Annotated in this window: 14 protein-coding genes; 6 read left to right on the forward strand and 8 right to left on the reverse strand. The window is 67.4% G+C overall.

The window, feature by feature from the left end; genetic code table 11:
* Positions 1-10: 10 nt before the first annotated feature.
* Positions 11-1,228 (reverse strand): tetratricopeptide repeat protein, encoded by a 1,218-nt coding sequence (locus LXT13_RS12175; protein ID WP_233372196.1) that lies wholly within the window; start codon positions 1,226-1,228, stop codon positions 11-13.
* Between the two features lie 205 nt (positions 1,229-1,433).
* On the opposite strand from LXT13_RS12175, the gene LXT13_RS12180 reads away from it, so the two are divergent.
* Positions 1,434-2,204, forward strand: a complete 771-nt coding sequence (locus tag LXT13_RS12180) for a substrate-binding periplasmic protein (protein WP_233372197.1) — start codon at positions 1,434-1,436, stop codon at positions 2,202-2,204.
* Positions 2,205-2,223: 19 nt separating this feature from the next.
* Here LXT13_RS12180 and LXT13_RS12185 read toward each other — a convergent pair whose 3' ends face one another.
* Positions 2,224-4,926: an alpha-1,6-glucosidase domain-containing protein gene (locus LXT13_RS12185; protein ID WP_233372198.1), complete on the reverse strand. Its 2,703-nt coding sequence runs from the start codon at positions 4,924-4,926 to the stop codon at positions 2,224-2,226.
* Positions 4,927-5,042: 116 nt separating this feature from the next.
* Between LXT13_RS12185 and LXT13_RS12190 the strand changes: the two genes are divergently transcribed.
* A complete protein-coding gene (locus tag LXT13_RS12190) occupies positions 5,043-6,686 on the forward strand; it encodes an alpha-amylase family glycosyl hydrolase (RefSeq protein ID WP_233372199.1) in 1,644 nt (547 codons plus the stop codon).
* Positions 6,687-6,688: 2 nt separating this feature from the next.
* On the forward strand, positions 6,689-8,524 hold the full coding sequence (locus LXT13_RS12195) for a glycoside hydrolase family 13 protein (RefSeq protein ID WP_233372200.1): 1,836 nt from the start codon (positions 6,689-6,691) through the stop codon (positions 8,522-8,524).
* A gap of 114 nt (positions 8,525-8,638) precedes the next feature.
* On the opposite strand, the gene LXT13_RS12200 is transcribed toward LXT13_RS12195, so the two are convergent.
* The 6 genes from LXT13_RS12200 to LXT13_RS12225 form a co-directional block, all read right to left on the reverse strand.
* On the reverse strand, positions 8,639-9,334 hold the full coding sequence (locus tag LXT13_RS12200; RefSeq protein ID WP_233372201.1) for a PEP-CTERM sorting domain-containing protein: 696 nt from the start codon (positions 9,332-9,334) through the stop codon (positions 8,639-8,641).
* A 229-nt stretch (positions 9,335-9,563) separates the two neighbouring features.
* Positions 9,564-10,379, reverse strand: a complete 816-nt coding sequence (locus LXT13_RS12205) for a PEP-CTERM sorting domain-containing protein (RefSeq protein WP_233372202.1) — start codon at positions 10,377-10,379, stop codon at positions 9,564-9,566.
* A gap of 533 nt (positions 10,380-10,912) precedes the next feature.
* The gene (malQ, locus tag LXT13_RS12210; protein WP_233372203.1) at positions 10,913-12,424 is read right to left on the reverse strand and encodes a 4-alpha-glucanotransferase; all 1,512 of its coding nucleotides are present in this window, start codon (positions 12,422-12,424) and stop codon (positions 10,913-10,915) included.
* Complete coding sequence (gene glgX, locus LXT13_RS12215) at positions 12,421-14,493, reverse strand: glycogen debranching protein GlgX (RefSeq protein ID WP_233372204.1); 2,073 nt, start codon at positions 14,491-14,493, stop codon at positions 12,421-12,423. Before glgX ends, malQ begins: the two co-directional genes overlap by 4 nt.
* Before the next feature lie 24 nt (positions 14,494-14,517).
* On the reverse strand, positions 14,518-16,719 hold the full coding sequence (gene glgB / locus LXT13_RS12220; RefSeq protein WP_233372205.1) for a 1,4-alpha-glucan branching protein GlgB: 2,202 nt from the start codon (positions 16,717-16,719) through the stop codon (positions 14,518-14,520).
* Positions 16,719-19,175: a glycogen/starch/alpha-glucan phosphorylase gene (locus LXT13_RS12225; RefSeq protein ID WP_419964673.1), complete on the reverse strand. Its 2,457-nt coding sequence runs from the start codon at positions 19,173-19,175 to the stop codon at positions 16,719-16,721. The genes glgB and LXT13_RS12225 overlap by 1 nt, the downstream gene beginning before the upstream one ends.
* Before the next feature lie 359 nt (positions 19,176-19,534).
* Between LXT13_RS12225 and LXT13_RS12230 the strand changes: the two genes are divergently transcribed.
* Genes LXT13_RS12230 through malF form a run of 3 tightly spaced genes read left to right on the forward strand, consistent with a single transcriptional unit; the run spans position 19,535 to position 23,411 of the window.
* Entirely contained in the window at positions 19,535-20,656 is a 1,122-nt protein-coding gene (locus tag LXT13_RS12230) for an ABC transporter ATP-binding protein (protein WP_233372207.1), read from the forward strand.
* A complete protein-coding gene (gene malE, locus LXT13_RS12235; RefSeq protein ID WP_233372208.1) occupies positions 20,653-21,822 on the forward strand; it encodes a maltose/maltodextrin ABC transporter substrate-binding protein MalE in 1,170 nt (389 codons plus the stop codon). The genes LXT13_RS12230 and malE overlap by 4 nt, the downstream gene beginning before the upstream one ends.
* Positions 21,819-23,411, forward strand: a complete 1,593-nt coding sequence (malF, locus tag LXT13_RS12240; RefSeq protein ID WP_233372209.1) for a maltose ABC transporter permease MalF — start codon at positions 21,819-21,821, stop codon at positions 23,409-23,411. The genes malE and malF overlap by 4 nt, the downstream gene beginning before the upstream one ends.
* Positions 23,412-23,415 lie beyond the last annotated feature (4 nt).

A 23,415-nucleotide genomic window follows, 5' to 3' on the forward strand; every position in this document is an offset into this window, starting at 1 on the left:
GCTCGACCGCTCAGGTGCCCGACGCGCCGCGCAGCGGCTCCTTCAGCCGCCCGCCAAGCTCGCGCCGCTCGTTGAGCCACGCGAGCTTGGCGCCATACATCCGGCGGTCCTGCGTCGTCGCGCTGTTCTCCAAGGCCTTGGTGATCTCGCCGCGCGCGCCGGCCACGTCGCCCAGCCCGTAATTGGCCAGCGCCAGCCAGAAGTGGAACTCCGCCACATAGGCGGCACGGGCGACTTCCTTGCGGAACAACTGGCGCGCCGCGGCGTACTCGCCGGCCTTCATCGCGGCCACGCCTTCGTCGAAGAACTTGTAAGGCGGCACCGGCTGGATCTGAGCCAGCTGGGTGGCCAAGTTCTGCGCCTCGTCGCGGCGGCCGACATCGGTCAGCACCAGCACAAGGTTGGACATGGCCTGCATGTTCAGCGGCTCGCGAGCCAGCACCAACCGCAGCGTGGCCTCCGCATTGGCCTGCAGTCCCTTGCGACGGTAGAGCACCGCCAGCGTGTTGTAGGCCGCCAGCCAGCGAGAGTCGGTCATGATGGCCGCGCGGGCCCACCAGTAGGCGTCGTCCAGCCGGCCCATTGACAGGGACTCGGCGGCGCGGTTGTTCAGGAACATCGCCACGATCGTGGACTCTTCGATCGCGCGGCTGCGGTTGTGCCCGAGCTCCTTGGGCGGCAGGAAATCGATGGTCAGCAGGTCGGGCTCGCCAAACACCATGACGTTGGCCGGCGACGCCGACGCGGACGCCCGGCCCAGGCTGACGTTCACGTGGCCGGCAACGAAGAAGATGTTGTTGGACCGGGTCCAGTTCTCTTCCAGGTAGACGCTGTTGAAGCGCAGCGGCAGCTTGTAGTGGTGGGCAAAGGCGGCCGTCATCAGCACCAGCGACATGCAGTTGCCGCGCTTGGCATCGAAGGCTTCTGCCGCGGTGCGGGTGATCTCGCTGTCGTAGTCCAGCTGCAGTCGGCCCTTGGTGTAGAGCGCGTCGATGAGGCCCTGGCGCACGCCCTTGGCGCGGATCTCGCTAGCCATCTCGGTGTCGGCAAAGCGCTTCATCGCCGGGCTCAGCGCCAGCGGCTCCTCGGTGTCGATACGCATGCTGGGCGGCGCAAACGCCGAATCTACGAACACGTCGGGCGGCGGCGCAGCCTCCGGAGCCGTGGCGCAGCCGCTCAGGCCCGCGCCCGTCAGGACAAGCACCGCGACCCAGGCGCGAATGTTCATGGAGGTCTCCTCGCTGTCAAGGGCCGGGGCTTCGCCGGCCATCCCTCAGCTTAGTCCGCCGGCCGGGCGCCGTGTTGAGTCATCTGCACGCTTTGTCCCCCGGTCGCTTCTCGTCACCCACCCTTCCAACCGGCTCGGCGCGGGAAATAAGCCCTTCAGACCTCGGCCGCTTGCCCCGGCCACACAAGGCTGAGAGGATGGTGCTGTGCACCATCTCAGCCGCCGCTTCCTCGTCGCCACCCTGCCCGCGCTGCTCTGGCCACCCCTGCCAGCCGCCGCTGCGCAACCACCGCTGACGCTCGTGACGAGCGACCTGCCGCCGATGGCAATGCAGGGGGGCCTGGGGCAGCGTGGCGTGTTGCTGGACCTCGTCGAGGCGGTGCTGCAGCGCGCCGATCTCAGCGTGGAGCCGGATTTCTTCCCGTGGGCACGTGCCATGCTGCTGGCAAGTGAAAAGCCGCGCACGCTGATCATGCCGCTCAACCGGACGCCCGACCGCGAGGGCCGATTCCAGTGGCTTATCAAGCTCTATGCGCAGCGGTTCAGCTTCATGAACCTGGCGCACCAGCCAAGGGTGGACACAGCCGAGCAGGCGCGAAGCCTGCGCGTGGCGGTGCTGCGCGGCTCCTCCAACCAGGGACGGCTGCACGAGCTGGACGTCAGGCCGCGACAGCTCATTGCCTTCAGCAGCATCGCCGACATGCAGCGGGCGCTGCAGCGCAACCTGGCCGACGCGCTCTACGGCAGCGAGCTGATCCACAACGACGCCTGGCGCCGCAGCGGCCAGGCGCCGGCGCAGTTGCAGACGGGGTTGACCCTGGAGTCCGCTGACATCTGGCTGGCGGCCCACAGCGGCGTCACCGACGCCGAACATGCCCGGCTGCGCCAGGCGCATGAGGCGCTGCTGGCCGACGGCAGCATCGAGCGGCTGTTCAAGCGCTACGGGCTGCGCTTTCGGCCGGAAGACGCCCGCTGAGAGCGGTGGCCGCTGCGATTCAGGGCTGCACGAACACGACGGCGCTGCGCGGCGGCACATAGAACCGCCCCGCGTGGAAACGGGCCTCGCGCCTGACACGCGCATCCGCCCCGCGGCGTTGCACAGGGTGCAGCACCCACCGCGCATCGGCCTCCTCAGGCAGCGTGAGCTGCTGGGCCGTCGGCGCCACGTTGATGAGCGTCATCACGGCCCGTGGGCCGGCGAGCCCCCGGCCGTCGATCCGGGTCGCCACGAGCACCGGGTTCTGGCCCGCGCCACTGCCGGGGAAGCTCACGCGCCGGCGGATCTCGGCCGCCGAGGCCAGCCGCAGCAGCGGCGTGCTGGCGCGAATGCGGAGCAGGTCGCGGAACACGTCGCGCGTCCAGGCGACATCGGCCGGCCGCGGCGCGATGCTGTCGTCGGCCAGCCGCTCGGCGGCCAGTTGCCAGTCGCGGCCGCCCGGGCCGTAGTTGTCGCGCCTGGGCGGCAATCCCGTGCCGAAATGATTGCCGCGGCAACTCCAGTCGAGCCGGTTGAACCAGTCTCCCGAGTCGTAGCTGTTGCGGTCCAGGCTCTTGCTGCGCAGGATGTCCTGCCCGGCGTGGAAATACGCCACGCCCTGGCTGAAGGCCACCAGCGCCGCACCCAGCATCTGCACGCGGGCGCGGTCCTCGCGGCTCGTCGAGCGAGGCAGCTTCAGCGCGTTGATGTCGAACAGCGTCTGGTTGTCGTGGTTCTCGACGTAGTTGACGACCTCGCCGGGCTCGCTGGCGAAGCCGGCCGGCTGGTCGCCGTAGGCGATCTGGTCCAGGCGCTTCCTTTCGCCCCGCCACGTTGTCAGCTCGACGCTGCGCAGCGTGCCGGCCAGCCCCACGCGGATCATGTCGGCCGCTTCCAGCAGCGCCTGCGGGCGGGCATCGGCCAGCGCGTTGGGTGCGTAGACCAGGCCGTTGAGCCAGCCTTGGCGGCGCACGCTGTCGTCCCCGCTCTCGCCCGCCCCGCCGCCCCGTGCAGCGTCACGGGCGCGGTCGCTGAACGACGCGATGCCGCTGCCGTTCAAGCTCAGCTGCGAGGCCTGCACGAAGCGGGCGCCATGGGCCACTTCACCGAAGTTCCAGCCCTCGCCCAGCAGTTGCACCGGGCGGCCGGCTTCGGCATCGACGCGGGCATGCAACCGCTCCATCGTCTCGCGCGGCTGGTGACCCATCAGGTCGAAGCGCATCGAGTCGATACGGTACTCGCGCACCCACCGCGCCGCGGTGTCGATCATCAGCCTGGCCATCATGCGGTGCTCGGTGGCCGTGTTGTCGCAGCAGGTCGAGCGCTCAATCTGGCCGTGCGCGTCAAGCCGGTGGTAGTAGCCGGGGACGAGGCGGTCCAGCACCGATTGCGGATGCTGGCCCGCCGCGGCCATGTGGTTGTAGACCATGTCCATGCCCACCCGCAGGCCGGCGCGGTGCAGCGCCATCACCATCTGGCGGAACTCGACGACGCGCCGAAGCGGTTCGGTCGCGTAGCTGCCCTCCGGCACGCCGAAGTGCCAGGGGTCGTAGCCCCAGTTGAAACAGTCCTCGGCCGCCACGGCCATCACGGCAGCCTGCTGGGCATCGCTGTCCGGCGCCGCGGCCGGCACGACGGGCTGCTGGCAGCCCTGCTCGGGGACGCTCGCGAAGTCGAAGACGGGCAGCAGGTGCACGTCGGTCAGCCCGGCCCGGGCCAGCGCCTTCAGGTGCTTCATGCCGTCGGACGCCGCCTCGGTGAAGGCCAGGTACTTGCCACGCCAAGCCGGCCGCACGCTCGTGTCGCTGGCCGAGAAGTCGCGCACGTGCAGCTCGTAGATGACCTGGTCGGTCGCGGCCTTCAAGCGCGCCGGCCGCGGTGCGGCGTCCCAGCCGCGCGGTTTGAGTGCCGGTGCGGCCAGGTCGGCGACGACGCTGAGCCGCGAATCAGCCGTCAGCGCCGCCGAATAGGGATCGGTGACGAGGTTGCGCACGCGTCCATGCGTGGGCGTCACGACGTCCACCATGAAGCGGTAGCCCTGGCCGCTCAGGTCGCCCGGCAGTTCTGCCCGCCAGACGCCAGTGGTGTCGTCCCGCTGCATGGCGTCGACAGCCGTAGCGTGTGCTTCGAGCCGGGCATGCCGGCACAGTACGACGCGTTGCGCCGTCGGCGCCCAGACCACAAAGCGCGTGCGCGCGGGCGTGGGATGCGCGCCGAAATCCTGCACCTGATCTGCCGCGGCATAGCGGTCGTCCAGCGCGCCGGCCAGTTGCAGGCCGGTGGACGTGATGACACGGCCGGCTTCGTCTTCCAGCACCAGCAGCAGTTGCTCGCGAAACAGCGGCGCCGCGTCGACGCCCGCCGGCAGCGCGAACCGCGGGCCAGCGCCAATGAAGCGCAAGCGCTCGGGCAGCGGTGCGCCACTCGGCACCAACGCCACGCTGCCGTCGCTGCCGGCGACGGGCTCTCCTGGCAGGGCCTTAAGGGCTGCCGCGGCCGAGTGATGCAGCCGCAGCCGAGCGTTGGACGGCACCTGCAGCCCCGGCCACTGCAGCGTGGCGGCGTCCAGCCAGTACGCCTGCGCCGGAGGGCGCACTGACGGCCCCGCGGGCGGCACACCGGCGTTGCAGTCCGCCAGATCAGCGCCACTCGCGCCGATCGCGGCCACGGCCAGTAGAAGCGCCATCAGCCAGCGCCAGCGATGCCTGTGGGTCAGGCGCATGCATGTCTCCTTGTTGTTGAAATGATCGTAGCAAAACTACACCAAGAGAAATCCCTGCCAATGCAAAAGCGAGCTGGAGGCTAAGCTCACGCCCCGGAGACAAGTAGTTTGAATACATGAAGATCAAAAATCTCTTGATGTGCCTGGCGGCAGCGCTCGCACAGACCGCGCATGCATGGGTCGACACGCGCGCCGTACCGCCCGAGCCGCGGCCCAGCGGGTTATCCGAGCACTGGCAAAACGGCGTCTTCATGGAAGTCTTTGTCCGCGGCTACCAGGACAGCGACGGCGACGGCATCGGCGACCTGCGCGGGCTGATCCAGCGGCTGGACTATCTGAAGATGCTGGGCATCAGCGGCCTGTGGCTGATGCCCATCACCGCCAGCAGCGACCACGACCATGGCTACGCCACCATGGACTACCGCCGCATCGAGCCGGCCTACGGCACGCTGGCTGACTTTGATGCGCTGATCCGCGAGGCCCACCGGCGCGGCATCGGCATCGTCATGGACTACGTCATCAACCACGCTTCCTGGCAATTCCCGCCGTTCCAGCAGGCCGTCGCCGACCGCGCAAGCCCGTGGCGCAGCTGGTTCGTCTGGAACCCCGACCCCGGCCCGGGCTGGAACATCTGGGACAAGTACCCGTGGTACGACGCTAGCCGGCAGCCCTGGACATGGACCGGCGACCTCAAGGACCTGCCTCAGCCGGCACCCGGCGCGCCGGACACTTACTTCGGCACCTTCGGCCCGGCCATGCCGGACTTCAACCTGCGCAACCCCGACGTCGTGCGCTATCACGAGGACTCATTGCGTTTCTGGCTCAACCGCGGGCTGGACGGCTACCGGCTCGATGCCGCGCCGCACCTCATCGAGAACAACGCGAAGGACTGGAACGACCAGCCCGAGAGCCGTGCGCTGACCAAGCACTTCCAGGACCTGATCAAGAGTTACCCGGGACGCTACGTCGTCTGCGAAGCCACGGCCGATCCCATCGCCTACGGCAGGCCGGAGCTGTGCGGCGGCGCCTTTGCGTTCAACCTGAACTACGACCTCGTGAAGGCTGCCAAGGGCGACGCCGACGCGGTGCAGCGCGTGGCGGACTACCACCGCACGATGTTGCCGACGATGGCGACCTTCCTGCACAACCACGACATCTTCACCGGCCGCCGCCTGTGGGACCAGCTGCACGGCGACGAGGCCCGCTACCGACTGGCCGCCGCAAGCTATCTGCTGCTGCCTGGCACGCCCTTCGTCTACTACGGCGAGGAGATAGGCCTGGCCGGCATCGACGGCAAGGACGCCAGCGACGACGCGCCGCTGCGCGCGCCGATGAGCTGGACGCCGTCCGGCGGCTTCTCGACGAACCCGCAGCCCTTTCGCCCACTGGCGCTGAACCGCAGCCAGCACAACGCCGAGAGCCAGCAGCGAGATGCCGGCTCGCTGTTCAACTTCTACCGCGAGCTCATTGCGCTGCGCCGGGCCTCCCCGTCACTCACCGTCGGCACCTATGAGCGCGGGCAAGTGCAGGGCACGGCCTGGCAGTTCACGCGCCGCCATGGCCGCGAGCTGAGCCTCGTCGCCATCAACTACGGCGACGCGCCGGTCACCGTCACCGTCGATGCGCTGCCACGGCGCGCGCGCGCCATCGCGCTGCTGCCGCGCGGCGTCGCGCCGCTGCGCACCGACAGCAACGGGCAAGCGAAAGCAGTGCTGCCGCCGCTGTCAGTCCGCGTCTACCGCCTGCAACTGCCGGAATAGCCATGTTCAGGTCCCTGATCACCCTTGCCACCGCCCTGCTGATGACCCTGCCCACGCTGGCCGCCGGCCTCCAACACGTTGAACCGCCCCATTGGTGGACGGGCATGCGCGACACCTCGCTGCAGCTGATGCTGCACGGCCCCGGTATCGCCGATGCGACGCCGCAACTGGCGCCCTACCCCGGCGTCACGCTCAAGGGCAGCCACCGCGCCGACAGCCCGAACTACCTGTTCGTGGACCTGGACATCGGACCCAACGCCGCCCCCGGCGATCTGACGCTGACGCTGGCCGACACCACGCTGCGCTACCCGCTGCGCCCACGCGCGCCGGGCTCGGCCGAGCGACAGGGCTTCGGCTCGAAAGATGCGATCTATCTCGTCGTGCCCGACCGCTTCGCCCAGGGCGCGGCGCTGGGAAACGCCGGCATGAAGGAAGGCGTCCACCGCGCCGATCCCAACGGCCGCCACGGCGGCGACCTGGCCGGCCTGCGCCAGCATCTGGGCTACATCGCGGGCCTGGGCTTCACGCAGGTCTGGCCCACGCCGCTGGTAGAGAACAACAGCGCGCAGTACAGCTACCACGGCTATGCCGCGACCGATTTCTACCGGATCGACCCGCGCTTCGGCAGCAACGCCGACTTCGGCTCCTTGGTCACCGAGGCCCGCGCCCACGGCCTGGGCGTCATCCAGGACGTGGTGCTCAACCACATCGGCGCCGGCCACTGGTGGATGGCCGACCTGCCGGCCCGGGACTGGCTCAACCACGGGCCGGAAGGCCACTACCAGGAGACGCATCACGCGCGCATGACGCTGCAGGACCCGTACGCGGCGCCCAGCGACCGCCAGCGCTTCACCGACGGCTGGTTCGTGCCCGGCATGCCCGACCTCAACCAACGCCGCCCCGAGCTGGCGACCTATCTCACGCAGATGACGCTCTGGTGGATCGAGACTTACAGCCTGTCGGGCCTGCGCACCGACACCTATTCCTACTCGGACCGCGACTTCCTGACCCGCTGGTCCGCCCGCGTCATGCAGGAGTACCCGCGGCTCAACATCGTCGGTGAGGAATGGAGCCCCTACCCTGCTGTGGTCTCATACTGGCAGCGCGGCAAGCACAACCACGACGGCTATGTGTCCTATGCGCCGAGCATGATGGACTTCCCGATGAACGGCGCGCTGCTGGGCGGCCTCACCGAGGCCGATGGCGCCTACACCGGCCTGCAGCGGCTGTACGAAGGTCTGGCGCATGACTTCGTTTACCCCGACGCAGGCAACCTCGTGCTGTTCGACGGCAACCACGACACGCCGCGGCTGTTCCCGTTGCTGAAGCACGACGTGGGGCTCACCAAGCTCGCCCTCGCCTACCTGGCCACCACGCGTCGCATCCCGCAGCTGTTCTACGGCACCGAACTGCTGATGGACAGCCCGACGGAACGCGACGACGGCCGCGTGCGTGCCGACATGCCCGGCGGCTGGCCGGGCGACCCGGTCAACGCCTTCACCGGCGAGGGCCTGAGCGAGCAGCAGCGCGACATGCTCGACTGGACGCGCCGGCTTTTCAGCTGGCGCAAGACGGCCACCGCAATCCATGATGGCGCGCTCATGCAGTACGCGCCGATGGACGGTGTCTACGTGTTCTTCCGCTACGACAGTGAGCGCACAGTGATGGTCGCGCTGAACAAGAACGACAAGCCGGTGGAGCTGGTGCTGTCGCGATTCGGCGAACGGCTTACGGGCCAGCGATCCGCAACTGACGTGATGAGTGGTCGGCGGCTTGCCCTCGGTGAGCGAGTCACTTTGCCGGCGCGGTCACCACTCATCTTGGAATTGAAGCGCTAACTGAGGAGCCCAACGACTACCGACTCGTCAACGTGTCAGCGGCCCGCTAGAACGATTGCGCCACGTCAGTGCGTGCGATCAATGCTGAGAACCGCCAGGGACGGGCAAGTAAGGTCAACGGCTGCTGCGGCGTCTGGCGATGAAGCCAACACCCGCCAAGCCAGCGAGCATCAGCGCATAGGTTTGCGGCTCGGGGACGGGAAGTGCTTGAAAAGTGAGCTTGGCACGGGTATCTGGGATGGCGCCTACAAACGCTGCCTCACCTGGCCCCGCGGTTACGTCGAGCCTTACTCGCAGACTCATCGCTGCAGTTCTAAAACTTCCTTCGATCAGATTGTAAGTTCCAGAAAAAGTGCCGAACGAGTAACCGTCAGAACCGTATTCCGTCCTGGTCATCCACGATGGCTGCATCCATTCAGCCTCCCCTCCATCAACAGAAATTACATAGTAGAACGTTGCGTTTACACCTGAACCTCCAAACGTCGTAGCGGTTCTGAAGAATGTTAGATCTCCGAGCTCAACATTCAACCCTTTCAGGACATATCCCTCATTGGCCGAAAACGCAAAATCACCCAATCCAAACGAATAGGATTTTGCGATTTCATTTGGCACCCCAGCGTTCACTTTGGGGGAAATTTTCCACGTCAATTCTTGCGCGGCCTGACCATCGTTAAAATCAACATGATCGCCCACAATAAAGTACGACGAATAGTTCAACGAATAGGCTTGAGTATTTACTGAATCCTCAAAAGCCATGGCGCAGCTGGCGGCATTCAACATCAACACAAGAGCGAGAAACTTCATTTTCATGGCAAATTCTCCAGGTGTATGTATGGCAGTGGCGCGGCTGACAGCACGCGAGAGGCGCGCAAGAGCGGCGCCTGAATGCAAGGACGATTGGTCGCAAGGCGGCGCGCCACAACAGAACGCCGCATCCAGGGGACTGCAAGCACCGCAGCTAGACGCTCCAGCGTGGCGGCATGAGGCACCGAGCGCCTGCTCGCGTCTCAGATCGGCAAAGCGACGACGTCCCGGGAACTCAGGTTGCAGCGGGACGCCCCGAGTGCGGATATGAGCGGTCGTGCCGAACTTCGGCAGTCGCAAGCGGCACAGGCTCAGACCTAAACAACGAAGGCCCCAATGGCGCCCCTTGGTTTGAACCTGACAAGCGGCGGCGAGCAAACAGCGCCAACACGGCCAGCCCCGCAGTGATTAATGCATATGAGTCGGGTTCAGGGACCGGCACCGCCTGGAACGTGAAACGGAGCCTACCGTCCTCCAGTGTGTCAAGGATGTTATATGCAGGGCCGTCCATATAGAGTTCTGAAACGACTTTCAGCGCTCGCTTGCCCTCCAGATCAACCACGACTCCACTTGCAGACCATTGCTCGACATGATCGCTGATCGGCACGCTCGCGCTCGCGAGCTTGACTCGGGGCCTCTTAAGCCAGATTGAATGGTAAGATTCATCGACGTTTTCAGACCAACGGTTGAAGAAACTTAAACCGTTGTCGCCTTTGTTGTCCCAGGCGTGGATGTAATCTCCGACTTGCGCCGAAAGGCCTCCGCGGAATTCGAAACCCTCACTCAACAACAGCGTGAAAGACACGGCATATATCGAACCCGGCGCACCAAAGTACGAGTACTTCGGAAGAATCCACTCAAAACTGTAAACGCCATTCGGCCCCTCGCTGAATTTTTCGATATACCCGAGCGTCGCACGAGACAGCCCCTCGCCGTCCGGGTTATAGGCGATGGAATAGGCGCCGAGGGGGAGTGTTGTTGTCTCCGCACGGGCACCATCAGCGGGTAGCAAACACAGCGCCGCTGCAGCGACGAAAGCAAGTTTCAGCATGCCGTTCTCCTGTCGATGTGTGGGGGAGCGCGCCTGCGATGCGCGGCTCGATCACGTCCGCCGATGCGGCCCGTGTTGAGAGGCCGCCGGAGAGGACTTCTTCACACGGCGGTTCACTCCTCACAGCCGCAACGCAACATCGCGGCGTTTGTTCCACGAAGCCGCAGATGCGCCCCTTGGTAGAGACGCCGCCACAGACCCAGTCGCGACAGCGACGACCCACGCAAATGAGGGGGGCAGGCGGCGGTCGCCATCAGTCGGGCGCTTCAGCAAGTCGATGCACGCCTATGGAGGTGGACACGGCGATGCAGGCGCTGCCGGAGACCGCTACGTGTGGGGGGATGCCCGTGTGCAGCGCCGCGACCACATCGGCGAGCCGTTGCCGGGCCTCCGCCGGCGTGGAACACGCGCGCTCCCGACCTCGGAAATCGGGCCCTGTGAGGCCACAAGCCCTGCACCAGCGCCATCACGCTCGCATCCCATGGACGATGGACGGCGAGCAAAGCGCGCCGCGAACCAGCCCGAGGAGCGGGTCAGTCCGGCAGCTTCAGCAGGTCGAATGGCCCTCGTCCGGCGGCGGCCGTGATGAGGCCCAGCACCCGCGCCGGCTCATGGCCCAGCATGTCCCATCGGAAGCGCCAGCCCCAATTGCCACCCAGCACGCCAGGCACGTTCATTCGGTGCTCGGACCCCAGGCCCAGCACGTCCTGCAGCGGGTAGACGGCCATGTTGGCCACCGAGTTGGCGCAGGCGCGGATCATGGCCCAGTGAATGTCGTGCTCACCGCAGGCGAGGTAGGAGCCGACGAAGGCGCGCTCACGTGGCTTGGCGGCGTTCCACCAGCCGCGCACGGTGTCGTTGTCGTGCGTGCCGGTGTAGGCGACCGACGTCCTGGGCCAGTTGTGTGGCAGGAACTCGTGGTCACCCTCGCCGCCGAACCCGAACTGCAGGATCTTCATGCCGGGGAAGCCGCAGCCGTCGCGCAGCTCGTGCACGTCGTCGGTAATGAAGCCGAGATCTTCGGCCACGATGGGCAGCGGGCCGAGAGCCTGGCGGATGGCGTCGAACAGCGGCATGCCGGGGCCGGTCTTCCATTCACCGCGGCGCGCGTCGGGGCTGTCGGCGGGGATCTCGTAGTAGCCGGCAAAGCCTCGGAAGTGGTCGATGCGAAAGACATCCGCCTGGCTCAACGCGCGGCGGATGCGCGCGGTCCACCACGCGTAGTTCTCCGCGGCCATGCGGTCCCAGCGGTACAGCGGGTTGCCCCAGCGCTGGCCCAGCGGCCCGAGGTCATCGGGCGGGCAGCCGGCGACGACGGTGGTCTGAAAGTCCTCATCGAGGAAATACAGGTCGGGGCGCGACCAGCAGTCGGCGCTGTCATGGGCGACAAAGATGGGCAGGTCGCCCATCAGATGCACGCCGCGCTCGTTGGCGTAGGCCTTCAGCGCACCGATCTGCGCGTCGAACTGCCACTGCACGAACTGCCAGAACGCGACCTCGCCGCCATGCTGCTGGCGGGCCTGCGCCAGCGCCTGGGGCTGGCGGCGCTTGAGGCCGTCGTCCCACAGCCACCAGGGCTGGCCGTTCAGCGGCGAACGGATGGCCATGAAAAGCGCGTAGTCGTCGAGCCAGCTCTGCTGGGCCTTGCACCAGGCGGCAAAGGCGGCCTGGTCGGCGGCCGTGGCACGGGCGAAGAAACCCTGCGCCGCGGCGCGCAATTGCTGCTCGCGCCACGGCGTGACGCGGCCGTAATCGACGCGACCAGCGTCGAAGTCCGGCACCTGCGGCGGGGCCAGCCAGCCCTTGGCGATCAACGGCTCCAGCGCCACCATCCAGGGGCTGCCGGCGAAGGCGGACACGCCCTGGTAGGGGCTGTCGCCGGGGCCGATGGGCGTCGTCGGCAGCAGCTGCCAGATGCCCTGCCCTGCAGACTCCAGCCAGTCGACGAAGCGATAGGCGTCGGGCCCGAAGTCGCCCATGCCGTGCGGCCCGGGTAGCGAGGTGATGTGCAGCAGCACGCCGGAGGTGCGGTCGTTCAGGTTCATACGTGGCGCAAGACGACGAGGGAGCGGCCCGGCACGCTCAGCGGCTGGCCGGGGAGGATGAGAGGCGCGGCGGACTCGCCGCTGCTGTCGAGCACCAGCTGCCACGGCCCGTTGCACAGCAGGCAGGGCAGCGGTTCGGCGTCGGGGTTGAAAACGATCATCAGCCGCGGCGCGGCGGCACCCGCCTCGCGCAACTGGGCGCCGAACGCGCGCTGGCCGGCGTCGTGCCAGTCGTTGGGCGTCATCTCGTGGCCGCTGGGCGCATACCAGGCGATGCTGGCCTCGCCCGCCCCGGCGGCGAACCAGCGCGGGTGGCGCAGCAGCGGCTCCTGCGAGCGCAGCGCCAGCAGCGCCGCCACGAGGCCGGTCAGCCGGTCATCGGCACAGGCCCAGTCGAGCCAGGTGGTCTCGTTGTCCTGGCAGTAGGCATTGTTGTTGCCGCCCTGGCTGTTGCCGATCTCGTCGCCCGCACACAGCATGGGTGTGCCCTGGGCCAGCAGCAGCGTGGCCAGCATCGCGCGGCGCACGCGGTCGCGGGCGGCGGCGATGGCAGCATCGTCGGTTGGACCTTCGACGCCGAAGTTGGCGCACAGCTCGCCGTCGCGGCCGTCGCGGTTGTCCTCGCCATTGGCCTGGTTGTGCTTGGCGCTGTAGCTCGTCAGGTCGGCCAGCGTGAAGCCATCGTGCACGGCGATGAAGTTGATCGACGCCATGGGCTGGCGCTGGCCGTGGTGGAACACGTCGCTGGACGCCGTGAAGCGCCGCGCGAACTCGCCGCGGCTGGCGCCGACGCCCAGCCAGTAGCTGCGCACCGTGTCGCGGAACTTGTCGTTCCACTCCAGGAAGCGGCCCGGGAAGCGGCCCACCTGGTACCCGTCGTAGGCGGCGTCCCAGGGCTCGGCGATGAGGTGGACACCGGCCAGCACCGGGTCCTGGCGCAGCGCGGTGAAGAACGCGGCGTTGGGGTCGAAGCCCTGCGAGCTGCGCCCGAGCACCGGTGCCAGGTCGAAGCGGAAGCCGTCCACACCCAGGTCGGTCACCCAGAACCGCAGGGAGTCCAGCACGAACTGCGTCACCCGCGGGTGCGAGCAGTGCAGCGTGTTGCCGCAGCCGGTCAGGTTCTCGTAGCGGCCCCAGTCACCGGCCACCAGCCGGTAATAGGTCTTGTTGTCCAGCCCGCGCAGCGACAGCGTCGGGCCGAACTCGTTGCCTTCGGGCGTGTGGTTATAGACAACGTCCAGCACCACCTCCAGCCCGGCGTGATGCAACGCGTCGACCATCTGCCGGAACTCGGCCGCGGCGGCCGTGGGGTCCTGCCGGTGGGCCGCCTGCGCCCAGCGCGGGTCGGGGCAAAAGAAACCCAGCGTGTTGTAGCCCCAGAAGTTGTGCAGGCCGCGCTCGGCGAGGTGGGGTTCGTCGATGCAGTAGTGCACCGGCAGCAGCGACAGCGTCGTGACGCCCAGCCGCTTGAAATGAGCGATGGCTGCGGGGTGCGCCAGGCCGGCATAGGTGCCTCGCAGTTCCTCCGGCACGCCGGGCAGCAGCTTGGAGAAGCCCTTGACGTGCACCTCGTACAGCACGACATCGGCCGGCGCGCGGCGCGGCCTGGCCGGGCGCTCGCCCGCCCTCGGCGGCGGTGCGACGCGGGCCTTCAGCGCCTGCGTGGCGTTGTCGCGATGGTCGATCGACCGCGGGCCGTCAGGGTGGCCCAGCTCATAGCCATGGTGCTCGGCCCGCCAACCGAAGCGACCGACGATCTCGCGGGCGTACGGGTCCAGCAGCAGCTTGCGCGGGTTGAAGCGGTGGCCTTGCGCAGGCTCATATGGCCCGTGCGCCCGCAGACCGTAGACGAGGCCGGGTCCAACGCCCGGCAAGAAGCCGTGCCACACGCCGTCGTGAGGGCCGTCCAGCGCGTAGCGGCGCAGCTCGCGCTGGCCTTCGCCGTCGAACACGCAGAGCTCGATGCGCGTGGCGTTCTCGCTGAACACGGCGAAGTTCACGCCGCCGTCGCGCGCCAGCGCGCCGAGCGGCTCATGCCAGCCGGGTTGAAGGTCGGGAAGTTGCGGCATGCGGTACGGCTGCGGGCACGCAGGTCAGATCGGGGTGAAGAACAGCGTCGCCAGTGGTGGCAGGTTGATCGTGATGGACAGCCGGCGCCCATGCGCCGGTTGCGCCTGCACCGGCAGGCCTGCCGCGGCAACGCCGTTGCCCATGTTGCTGCCGCCGTAGTACGCCGAGTCGGTGTTCAGCGCTTCCTTCCACGCGGTCACGCCGTCGGGCACGCCCAGCGAATAGCCCTCGCGCGGCACCGGCGTCATGTTGACGACGACCACCACCATGCGGCCGGTGCCGTCGCGCCGCACCCAGGCGTAGATGGAATGCTCGGCATCGTGCGCGCTGATCCACTCGAAGCCGCCGGCCTCGCAATCCAGCCGGTGCAGCGCGCTGTGCTCGCGGTAGAGCTTGTTGAGGTCGCGCACGAGGCGCTGCACGCCAGCGTGGCGGTCGTCCTCCAGCAGGCCCCACGGCAACCCCTCGGCATGGTTCCACTCGTTGCGCTGCGCGAACTCCTGGCCCATGAACAGCAGCTTCTTGCCCGGGTGACCCCACATGAAGCCGTAGTAGGCGCGCAGGTTGGCGAACTTCTGCCAGTCATCACCGGGCATCTTGGCCAGCATGCTGCCCTTGCCGTGCACGACCTCGTCGTGCGAGATCGGCAGCATGAAGTTCTCGCTGAACGCGTAGATCAGCCCGAAGGTCATCTTGTCGTGATGCCAGCGGCGGTTGATCGGGTCCTCGGCCATGTAGCGCAAGGTGTCGTTCATCCAGCCCATGTTCCACTTGTAGTGGAAGCCCAGGCCACCCGCGTAGGTGGGCGACGAGACGCCGGGGAAGCTCGTGCTCTCCTCAGCCACGGTAACGGCGCCGGAGATCTCGCCGACATGCTCGTTCATCTCGCGCAGCATCGAAATGGCTTCAAGGTTCTCGCGGCCGCCCCGGAGGTTCGGAATCCACTCGCCGGCGGGCCGCGAGTAGTCGCGGTAGAGCATGCTGGCCACGGCGTCCACGCGCAGGCCGTCCACGCCCCAGCGCTCGATCCAGTACAGCGCGCTGCCGATCAGGAACTCGCGCACCTCCGTGCGGGCGAAGTTGTAGATCAGCGTGTTCCAGTCACGGTGGAAGCCTTCCTTCGGGTCCGCATACTCGTAGAGCCGCGTCCCGTCGAACTCCGCCAGCCCATGCGCGTCCATCGGAAAGTGCGCGGGCACCCAGTCCAGCAGCAGGCCCAGGCCTGCGTCATGGCAGGCCTTCACGAGACGGGCGAAGCCTTCCGGCGGGCCGAAGCGGGCGCTCGGCGCATAGAGGCCCAGCGTCTGGTAGCCCCAGGAGCCGTCGAACGGGTGCTCGGTAACGGGCATCAGCTGCACATGCGTGAAGCCCATGTCGACGGCGTAGGCCGGCAGCTCGGCGGCGAGTTCGTCCCACGTCGGGAAGTCGCCCGCCACCCCGCGGCGCCACGACGCGGCATGCACCTCGTAGACGCTGATGGGCGCATGCCGCTGGTTGGCACGCTCGCGCTGGCGCGGCAGCTTCGCCGGCTCGGGCAGCGGCGCGACGACGCTCGCGTTGTCGGGCCGCAGCTGCGCCTGCCGGGCGTAGGGGTCGGCCTTCAGCGGCAGCAGCGCACCGACGCCATTGACGATCTCGAACTTGTAGAGGTCGCCCTCGGTCGCGTGCGGCACGAAGATTTCCCACACGCCGGCCTGGTGGCGCAGCCGCATGGGATGGCGACGGCCGTCCCAGTTGTTGAAGTTGCCGACGACGCTGACTCGTCGCGCATTCGGCGCCCAGACGGCAAAGCGCACTCCGCGCACATCGCCATGCTGCACGACGTGGGCGCCGAGGCTCAGCCACGGTCGGAAGTTGCGGCCCTCGGCAAAGGCCTGCAGCTCGCGCTCTTCGAGCTGCGGGTAGAACGCGTAGGGGTCCGCATATAGGCCCTCGGATGCGATCGAGGACGCGCCCTCCCCGCCCCCGGCCCAGCTGACCGCGAGCCGGTAGTCGAAGCGGTGCTTGCGCCGCGGCACCTGCGCCTCGAAGAAGCCGGGGCGCCGCTCGCCCAGGTCCACCAGCCGCTTGCCGCTGGCCGTGTCCACCAGCGCGACCGTTGCCGCGCCGGGCAGCAGCGCGCGCACCCACAGCCGACCGGCGTCGTCCGCGTGCAGGCCCAACCGGGAGAAGGGGTCGGCGTGGCGGCCGGCGAGCAGGGCGTCGAGGTCGGCTTCAGGAATCATCAGTCGTTCAAGGTCTTCTGGGACCAGACACGGTCCACGTACTCGGCAATCGTGCGATCGGACGAGAACGGGCCCATGCCGGCGATGTTGCGCAGCGCGCGTTCGGCCCAGGCAGCCCGGTCGGCGAACAGCTGGTCGACCTTGGCCTGGGTGGCGACGTAGTCGGCGAAATCGGCCATCAGCAGGTACACGTCGCGATGCAGCAGGCTGTCGACGAGTAGCCGGTAGCGCTCGGTGTCGCCATTGCTGAAGACACCGGCCGAGATGGCGTCGATGACGCGCTTGAGCTGGCGATTCTCTTCGACGTACAGGCGCGGGTCGTAGCCCAGCTGCTTGATTCTGGCGACGGCGTCGGCGCGCAGGCCGAACACGAACATGTTCTCCACGCCCATGGCTTCGGCCATCTCGATGTTGGCGCCGTCCCAGGTGCCGATCGTGACCGCGCCGTTCATGCCGAACTTCATGTTGCCGGTGCCCGAAGCCTCGGTGCCGGCCGTCGAGATCTGCTCGGACAGGTCGGCCGCCGGAATGATGCTCTCGGCCAGCGTGACGCTGTAGTTGGGAAGAAAGACGAGCTTGAGCTTGTCGCCCACACGCGGGTCGCTGTTGATGACGCGCGCCACGTCGTGCGCCAGGCGCACGATGTTCTTGGCCATCTGGTAGGCCGAGGCGGCCTTGCCGGCGATGATGACCGTGCGCGGCACCCAGTTAGCGTCAGGGTTGTCGCGGATCGCCTGGTAACGGGCGATGACGTGCAGCAGGTTCAGCAGCTGGCGCTTGTACTCGTGGATGCGCTTGATCTGGATGTCGAACAGGCTGTCGACATTGACCGAGAGGCCCAGCTCGCGGCGGATCACCCCGGCCAGCCGCTCCTTGTTGGCGCGCTTGACGGCCAGGAACTCCTCGCCCAGCTCGCGGTTGGCCGCCAGGGTGCTGAGCTCACCCAACTCGGCCAGGTTCCTGCGCCAGCCGTCGCCGATACGGCCGTCCAGCAGGCCAGAGAGCAGCGGATTAGCCTGCTGCAGCCAGCGCCGCGGCGTGACGCCGTTGGTGACGTTGTGGAAGCGCTCCGGCCAGATGCGGGCGTAGTCGGCAAAGATGGTCTGCACCATCAGCTCAGAGTGCAGCGCCGCTACGCCGTTGACGCGGTGCGACGCGACCAGCGCGAGCGACGCCATGCGCACGCGACGCTCGCCGCCGTGGTGGCCTTCGTCGATCAGCGACACGCGCGAGGCGATCGCGTTGTCGCCGGGGAAACGGACCTGCAGCTCGTTCAGGAAGCGCTGGTTGATCTCGTAGATGATTTCCAGGTGGCGCGGCAGCAACTGTTCGAACATGCGTACCGGCCAGGTTTCCAGCGCCTCGGGCATCAACGTGTGGTTGGTGTAGGCCACCGCCTGGCGCGTGATCCTCCAGGCTTCGTCCCAGCCCAGGCCGTGCTCGTCCAGCAACAGGCGCATCAGCTCGGCCGGCGCCAGCGCCGGGTGGGTGTCGTTCAGGTGGATGGCGTTGGTCTTGCCCAGGTTGTGCAGGCTGCCGAACTCGCGCAGATGGCGCTCGACCAGGTCCTGCAGCGACGCGCTGACGAGGAAGGCCTCCTGCTTCAGGCGCAGCTCGCGGCCGGCTTCCGTCGAGTCGTCCGGGTAGAGCACCCAGTTCAGCGCGTCGGCCAGCACCTGGTGGCGGGCAGCGCGGGCATAGTCACCCTCGCAGAACGGCTTGAACGCGATCGGCGCGGCCGTGGCCTGCCACTGGCGCAGCGTGGAGACGCGGTCGCCGTGGTGAGCGGGCACGATGAAGTCGAAGGCCTGCGCCTCGATCTCCTCGGCGGGCAGCCAGCGGCGCACGCCGGAAGCATCCGCCTCCACCCGGCCACCGAAACCCACATGGAAGCGAACGTCATGGCGGGGCAGCTCCCACGCCGGACTGTCGCGCGTCCAGTCGTCGGGCTGCTCCAGCTGGCGGCCCTGGCTGATGACCTGCGCGAAGGTGCCATAGCGGTAGCGCAGGCCGTAGCCGAAGGACGGCAGCTCCAGCTCGGCAAATGAGTCCAGGAAGCAGGCGGCCAGGCGGCCCAGGCCGCCGTTGCCCAGCGCCGCATCCGGCTCGCGCTCGAGCACGTCGCCCAGCTCGATGCCATGCTGGGACAGCTTGGCCTGCAGGGGGTCAGTGAGCTTGAGCGCCGACAACGCGTTCGACAGCGCCCGGCCCATCAGGAATTCCATCGACAGGTAATGCACACGACGGGTCGGCGCCTTGTCACCGCGCCGCGCATCCTGCGCCTGCGTCGCGGCCCAGCGCCGGGCCAGCGTCTCCCGACAGGCCAGGGCTGCAGCATGCAGCGCGGCCTGGGGCGTGGGCCCATGGCTCGACTGCGACAGCTCGCGCTCGTAGGCGCTCTCAAAGGCCGCACGCAGGGCCTGGTCTTCGGTGGTCAGGGCGTTGGTCTTCTTCATCGCGGGAGCGGCCAGAGGATGGCGTTGCAAGGGCAGCTCGGGGCTGGGGCGGATCGACAGGGACATGAAATGCCGGGCCCCAGCGACGGGGGCCAAAGATGCTACTCGACGGCAGCGACGGCCGAAGTATCGGCGACGCCAGACAGCTTGTGTAGTTTGACTACATCTGGAAAACCCTCAAACGAACACAAGCCATTGATCTTTAATGCATTCGTTGGTTTTCATGCGGGTTGTCGCCGTTGTCCATGTGGAACTCGTGACTGTATATTGTCTACACGGACCGCCAAAATGCGTGAATTTAGCGGCCAACGACAAGAGACAAGGCCGGCGCGCAGCGCCAGGCACAGAAAGGTCAGGAAGTGGCAGACGTTCGACTCACCGGCGTGCAGAAGGCCTATGGCGACACACGCATCCTCCACGGCATCGACCTGGAGATCCGCGACGGCGAGTTCATGGTGTTCGTCGGGCCATCGGGCTGTGGCAAGAGCACGCTGCTGCGCTCCATTGCAGGCCTGGAAGAGATCACCGGCGGCGAGCTGACCATCGGCGGCCGCGTCGTCAACGACGTGCCGCCGGCCGAGCGCGGCATTGCCATGGTCTTCCAGTCGTATGCGCTTTACCCGCACATGAACCTGTTCGACAACATGGCATTCGGGTTGAAGCTGGCCAAGGTGCCCAAGGCGGAAATCGAGACAGCCGTGCGCGAGGCTGCAAAGATCCTCCATATTGAGCATTTGCTGGATCGCAAGCCCAAGGACCTGTCCGGCGGCCAGCGCCAGCGGGTCGCCATCGGTCGCGCCATCGTGCGCAAGCCCAATGTCTTCCTGTTCGACGAGCCGCTGTCCAACCTCGACGCAGCCCTGCGCGTGCGCATGCGATACGAGTTCGCCAAGCTGCACGAGGACCTCAAGACCACGATGATCTACGTGACGCACGACCAGGTGGAGGCCATGACGCTGGCCGACCGCATCGTCGTGCTGTCGGCGGGCCAGGTGGAGCAGGTCGGGTCGCCGCTGGAGCTGTACGAGCATCCGCGCAACCTGTTCGTCGCAGGCTTCATCGGCAGCCCGAAGATGAACTTCATCGCCGGAGAACTGGCAGCCATCGAGGCCGGCCATGTGGCCGTCAAGCTGGCGGGCAGCGGGGTCGTGCTGCGCGCGCTGGTGGATGCTGGCGCTGCCGCCGTGGGTGACCCGGTGACTGTCGGCGTGCGGCCAGAGCACGTGCGCCTCGGTGGCATGGGCAACATACTGCAGTGCAAGGTCGCCTTCGTCGAATCGCTCGGCGGGCTCACCTTCGCCTACTGCCCCTACCCAGGCCTGGACGAACCGCTGACCTGCCAGTTCGAGGGCCGCAACGGCGTCGACCGGCTGCGCAGCGGCCAGGCGCTGGAGCTGCACCTGCCGGCCGAGGCGCTGTATGTGTTCGATGCCAACGGCCGCGCGCTGCGCCGGCTCGCCGCGCCGGAGCTCGCCTCGTGAAGTGGCTCGCGCTGCTGGCGGCGCTGACCCTGGCACCGGCGCTGGCCGAAACACCCAAGCTGCTCGTCTGGATCAATGGCGACAAGGCCTACAACGGCCTGCAGAAGGTGGGCAACGCGTTCGAGAAGGTGTCGGGCGTCAAGGTCGTCGTCGAACACCCGGTGGACGTGACCGACAAGTTCCAGCAGGCCGCCGGCGCCGGCAAAGGGCCTGACATCTTCTGCTGGCCGCACGACCGCGTCGGCGAATGGGCCAAGGCCGGCCTGCTGACGCCGCTGCGTCCGTCGGCCAAGCTGAAGGCCGAGGTCGAAGACCAGGCCTGGGCGGCCATGACCTACCGCGGCCGCATCTGGGGCTATCCGCTGGCGATCGAGACGACTGGGCTCATCTACAACAAGGCCCTGGTCTCCAAGCCGCCCGCCACGTGGGACGAGGTGATCGGCCTCGACAAGAAGCTCGTCAGCCAGGGCAAGCACGCCATCCTCTGGCACTACAACAAAAGCTTCTTCAGCTGGCCGGTGATGGCCGGCGCCGGTGGCGTCATCTTCGGCCGTGATGCGCAGGGCGATTTCGACCCGCGGCAGGTCGACGTCAACAACGCCGGCGCGCTGGCCGGCGCACAAGTCATCGACCGCCTCATCAAGGGCGGCCACATGCCCAAGGGCGCCAACTACGCCGAGATGGAATCCGCGTTCGCCCGCGGCGAGGTTGCCATGATGATCTCCGGCCCCTGGGCCTGGGACAACGCCAAGCGAGCCAGGATCGACTTCGGCGTCGCCCCCATCCCGGCCGTCGTGCCAGGCAAGCCGAGCAAGAGCTTCGTCGGCGTGCTGGGCTGCATGATCTCGGCGCCCAGCAAGAACAAGGACATCGCCAAGGAGTTCATCGAAAACCACCTGATGCGCCCCGAGGCGCTGAAGGTGCTCGATGCCGACGTGCCCATCGGCGTGCCGGCCAACAAGGCCTTCTACGCAGAGCTGTCGGTCAACCCGCTGATCGCGGCGAGCATGGTCAACGCCCGCAACGGCGCGCCCATCCCCAACATCCCCGAGGTGGGCCGTTTCTGGACCGCGATGGACGCGGCGCTCGAGGCCATCACGAACGGACTTCAATCCCCGAAGGATGCGCTGGACGGCGCCGCTGCACGGATGCTGCTGAACAAATGAACGCTGCCACCACTTCCATGCTCGGACAAGGCAGCTACTCGACGCTGCCACCGACACTGACCGGACTGCTAGCAAGGTGGCTGTACTGGCCCGCCGTCGCGGCGCTCGTCGTCGGCGCGCTGTACTTCGTCTTCGTCGTCTACACAACCGGCCAGGTCGCCTGGGCCACGGGCCTGCTGGTGCTGCTCGCGGCCGGCTTCTACGTGTATCTCAGCCGCGGCGGCTTCGCATGGCGCTACCTGTTCCCCGGCCTCGCCGGCATGCTGATCTTCATCGCTTTCCCGCTCGTCTACACGGCGCAGATCGGCTTCACAAACTACTCCAGCACCCACCTGCTCGGCGAGAGCCGCGTGCGTGAGTACCTGCTGGAGCAGCACGACGCCGTCGAAGACCAGGTGCTCGGCTACAGCCTGCACGCCAGAGGCGCCGAGTACCGCCTCGTGCTGAACGCGGACGGCGACGCTGTGCCGCGCTGGGTGTCGCCACCGCTGGCGCTGCGCGCCGGCAAGGATCTGCACGTCGACATGAGCGCCGCAGACGCCACGACGGCGTCGGGTACCGCCCTGCCCTTGCCCGAGCTCATCAGGCACCGCGACGCGCTCGCCAAGTTGGTGCTGGTGCTGCCCGACAAGACCGAACTGCACTACCTCGGCCTGCGCGAGTTCGGCCCCATCAAGCCGCAATGGACGGCCAACGCCGACGACAGCCTGACGCGCGCCGCGGACGGCATCGCTTTCAAGCCCAACCGCGATACCGGCTTTTTCGAGGCCCGCAAGGCCGACGGCAGCGTCGAGACACTGCAGCCCGGCTTCAAGGCCTTCATCGGCGTGGGCAACTACGCCCGCATGCTGTTCGACGCGGAGTTCCGCGGCCCCTTCCTGTCCATCTTCACGTGGACCGTGATGTTCTCGGCGCTGACCGTGTTCTTCGCCACGGCTATCGGCATGCTGTTCGCCGTGATGCTGAACTGGGAGGGCATGAAGTTCCGCGCCACCTACCGCACGCTGCTGTTCCTGCCGTACGCGGTGCCGGGCTTCATCTCCATCCTCGTGTTCAAGGGCCTGTTCAACCAGAACTTCGGCGAGATCAACGCCATCCTGGACGCGCTGGTGGGCGTCAAGCCAGCGTGGTTCGCGGACCCGTTCCTGGCAAAGACCATGCTGGTCATCGTCAACGTCTGGCTGGGCTACCCCTACGTGATGATCCTGTGCTCGGGGCTGCTGAAGTCCATCCCGGCCGATCTCTACGAAGCCTCGGCGCTGGCCGGTGCCGGCCCGGCGACCAACTTCCTGAAGATCACTGCGCCGCTCATCATCAGGCCGCTGGCGCCGCTGCTGGTGAGCGCATTCGCGTTCAACTTCAACAACTTCGTGCTGATCGCGCTGCTGACCGATGGCCGGCCGGACTTCCTGTCCACCAAGCTACCCGCGGGCCAGACAGACATCCTCGTCAGCTACACCTACCGCATCGCCTTCCGCGACTCAGGCTCCGACTTCGGCCTCGCCGCGGCGATCTCGACGCTGATCTTCTTCCTGGTCGCGGCGCTGTCGCTCATCAACCTGCGGCTGTCCGCCAAAGCCCAGAGGTAAACCC

This window comes from Pelomonas cellulosilytica (genome assembly GCF_021353265.1).
Classification (GTDB): Bacteria; Pseudomonadota; Gammaproteobacteria; order Burkholderiales; family Burkholderiaceae_C; genus Pelomonas; species Pelomonas cellulosilytica.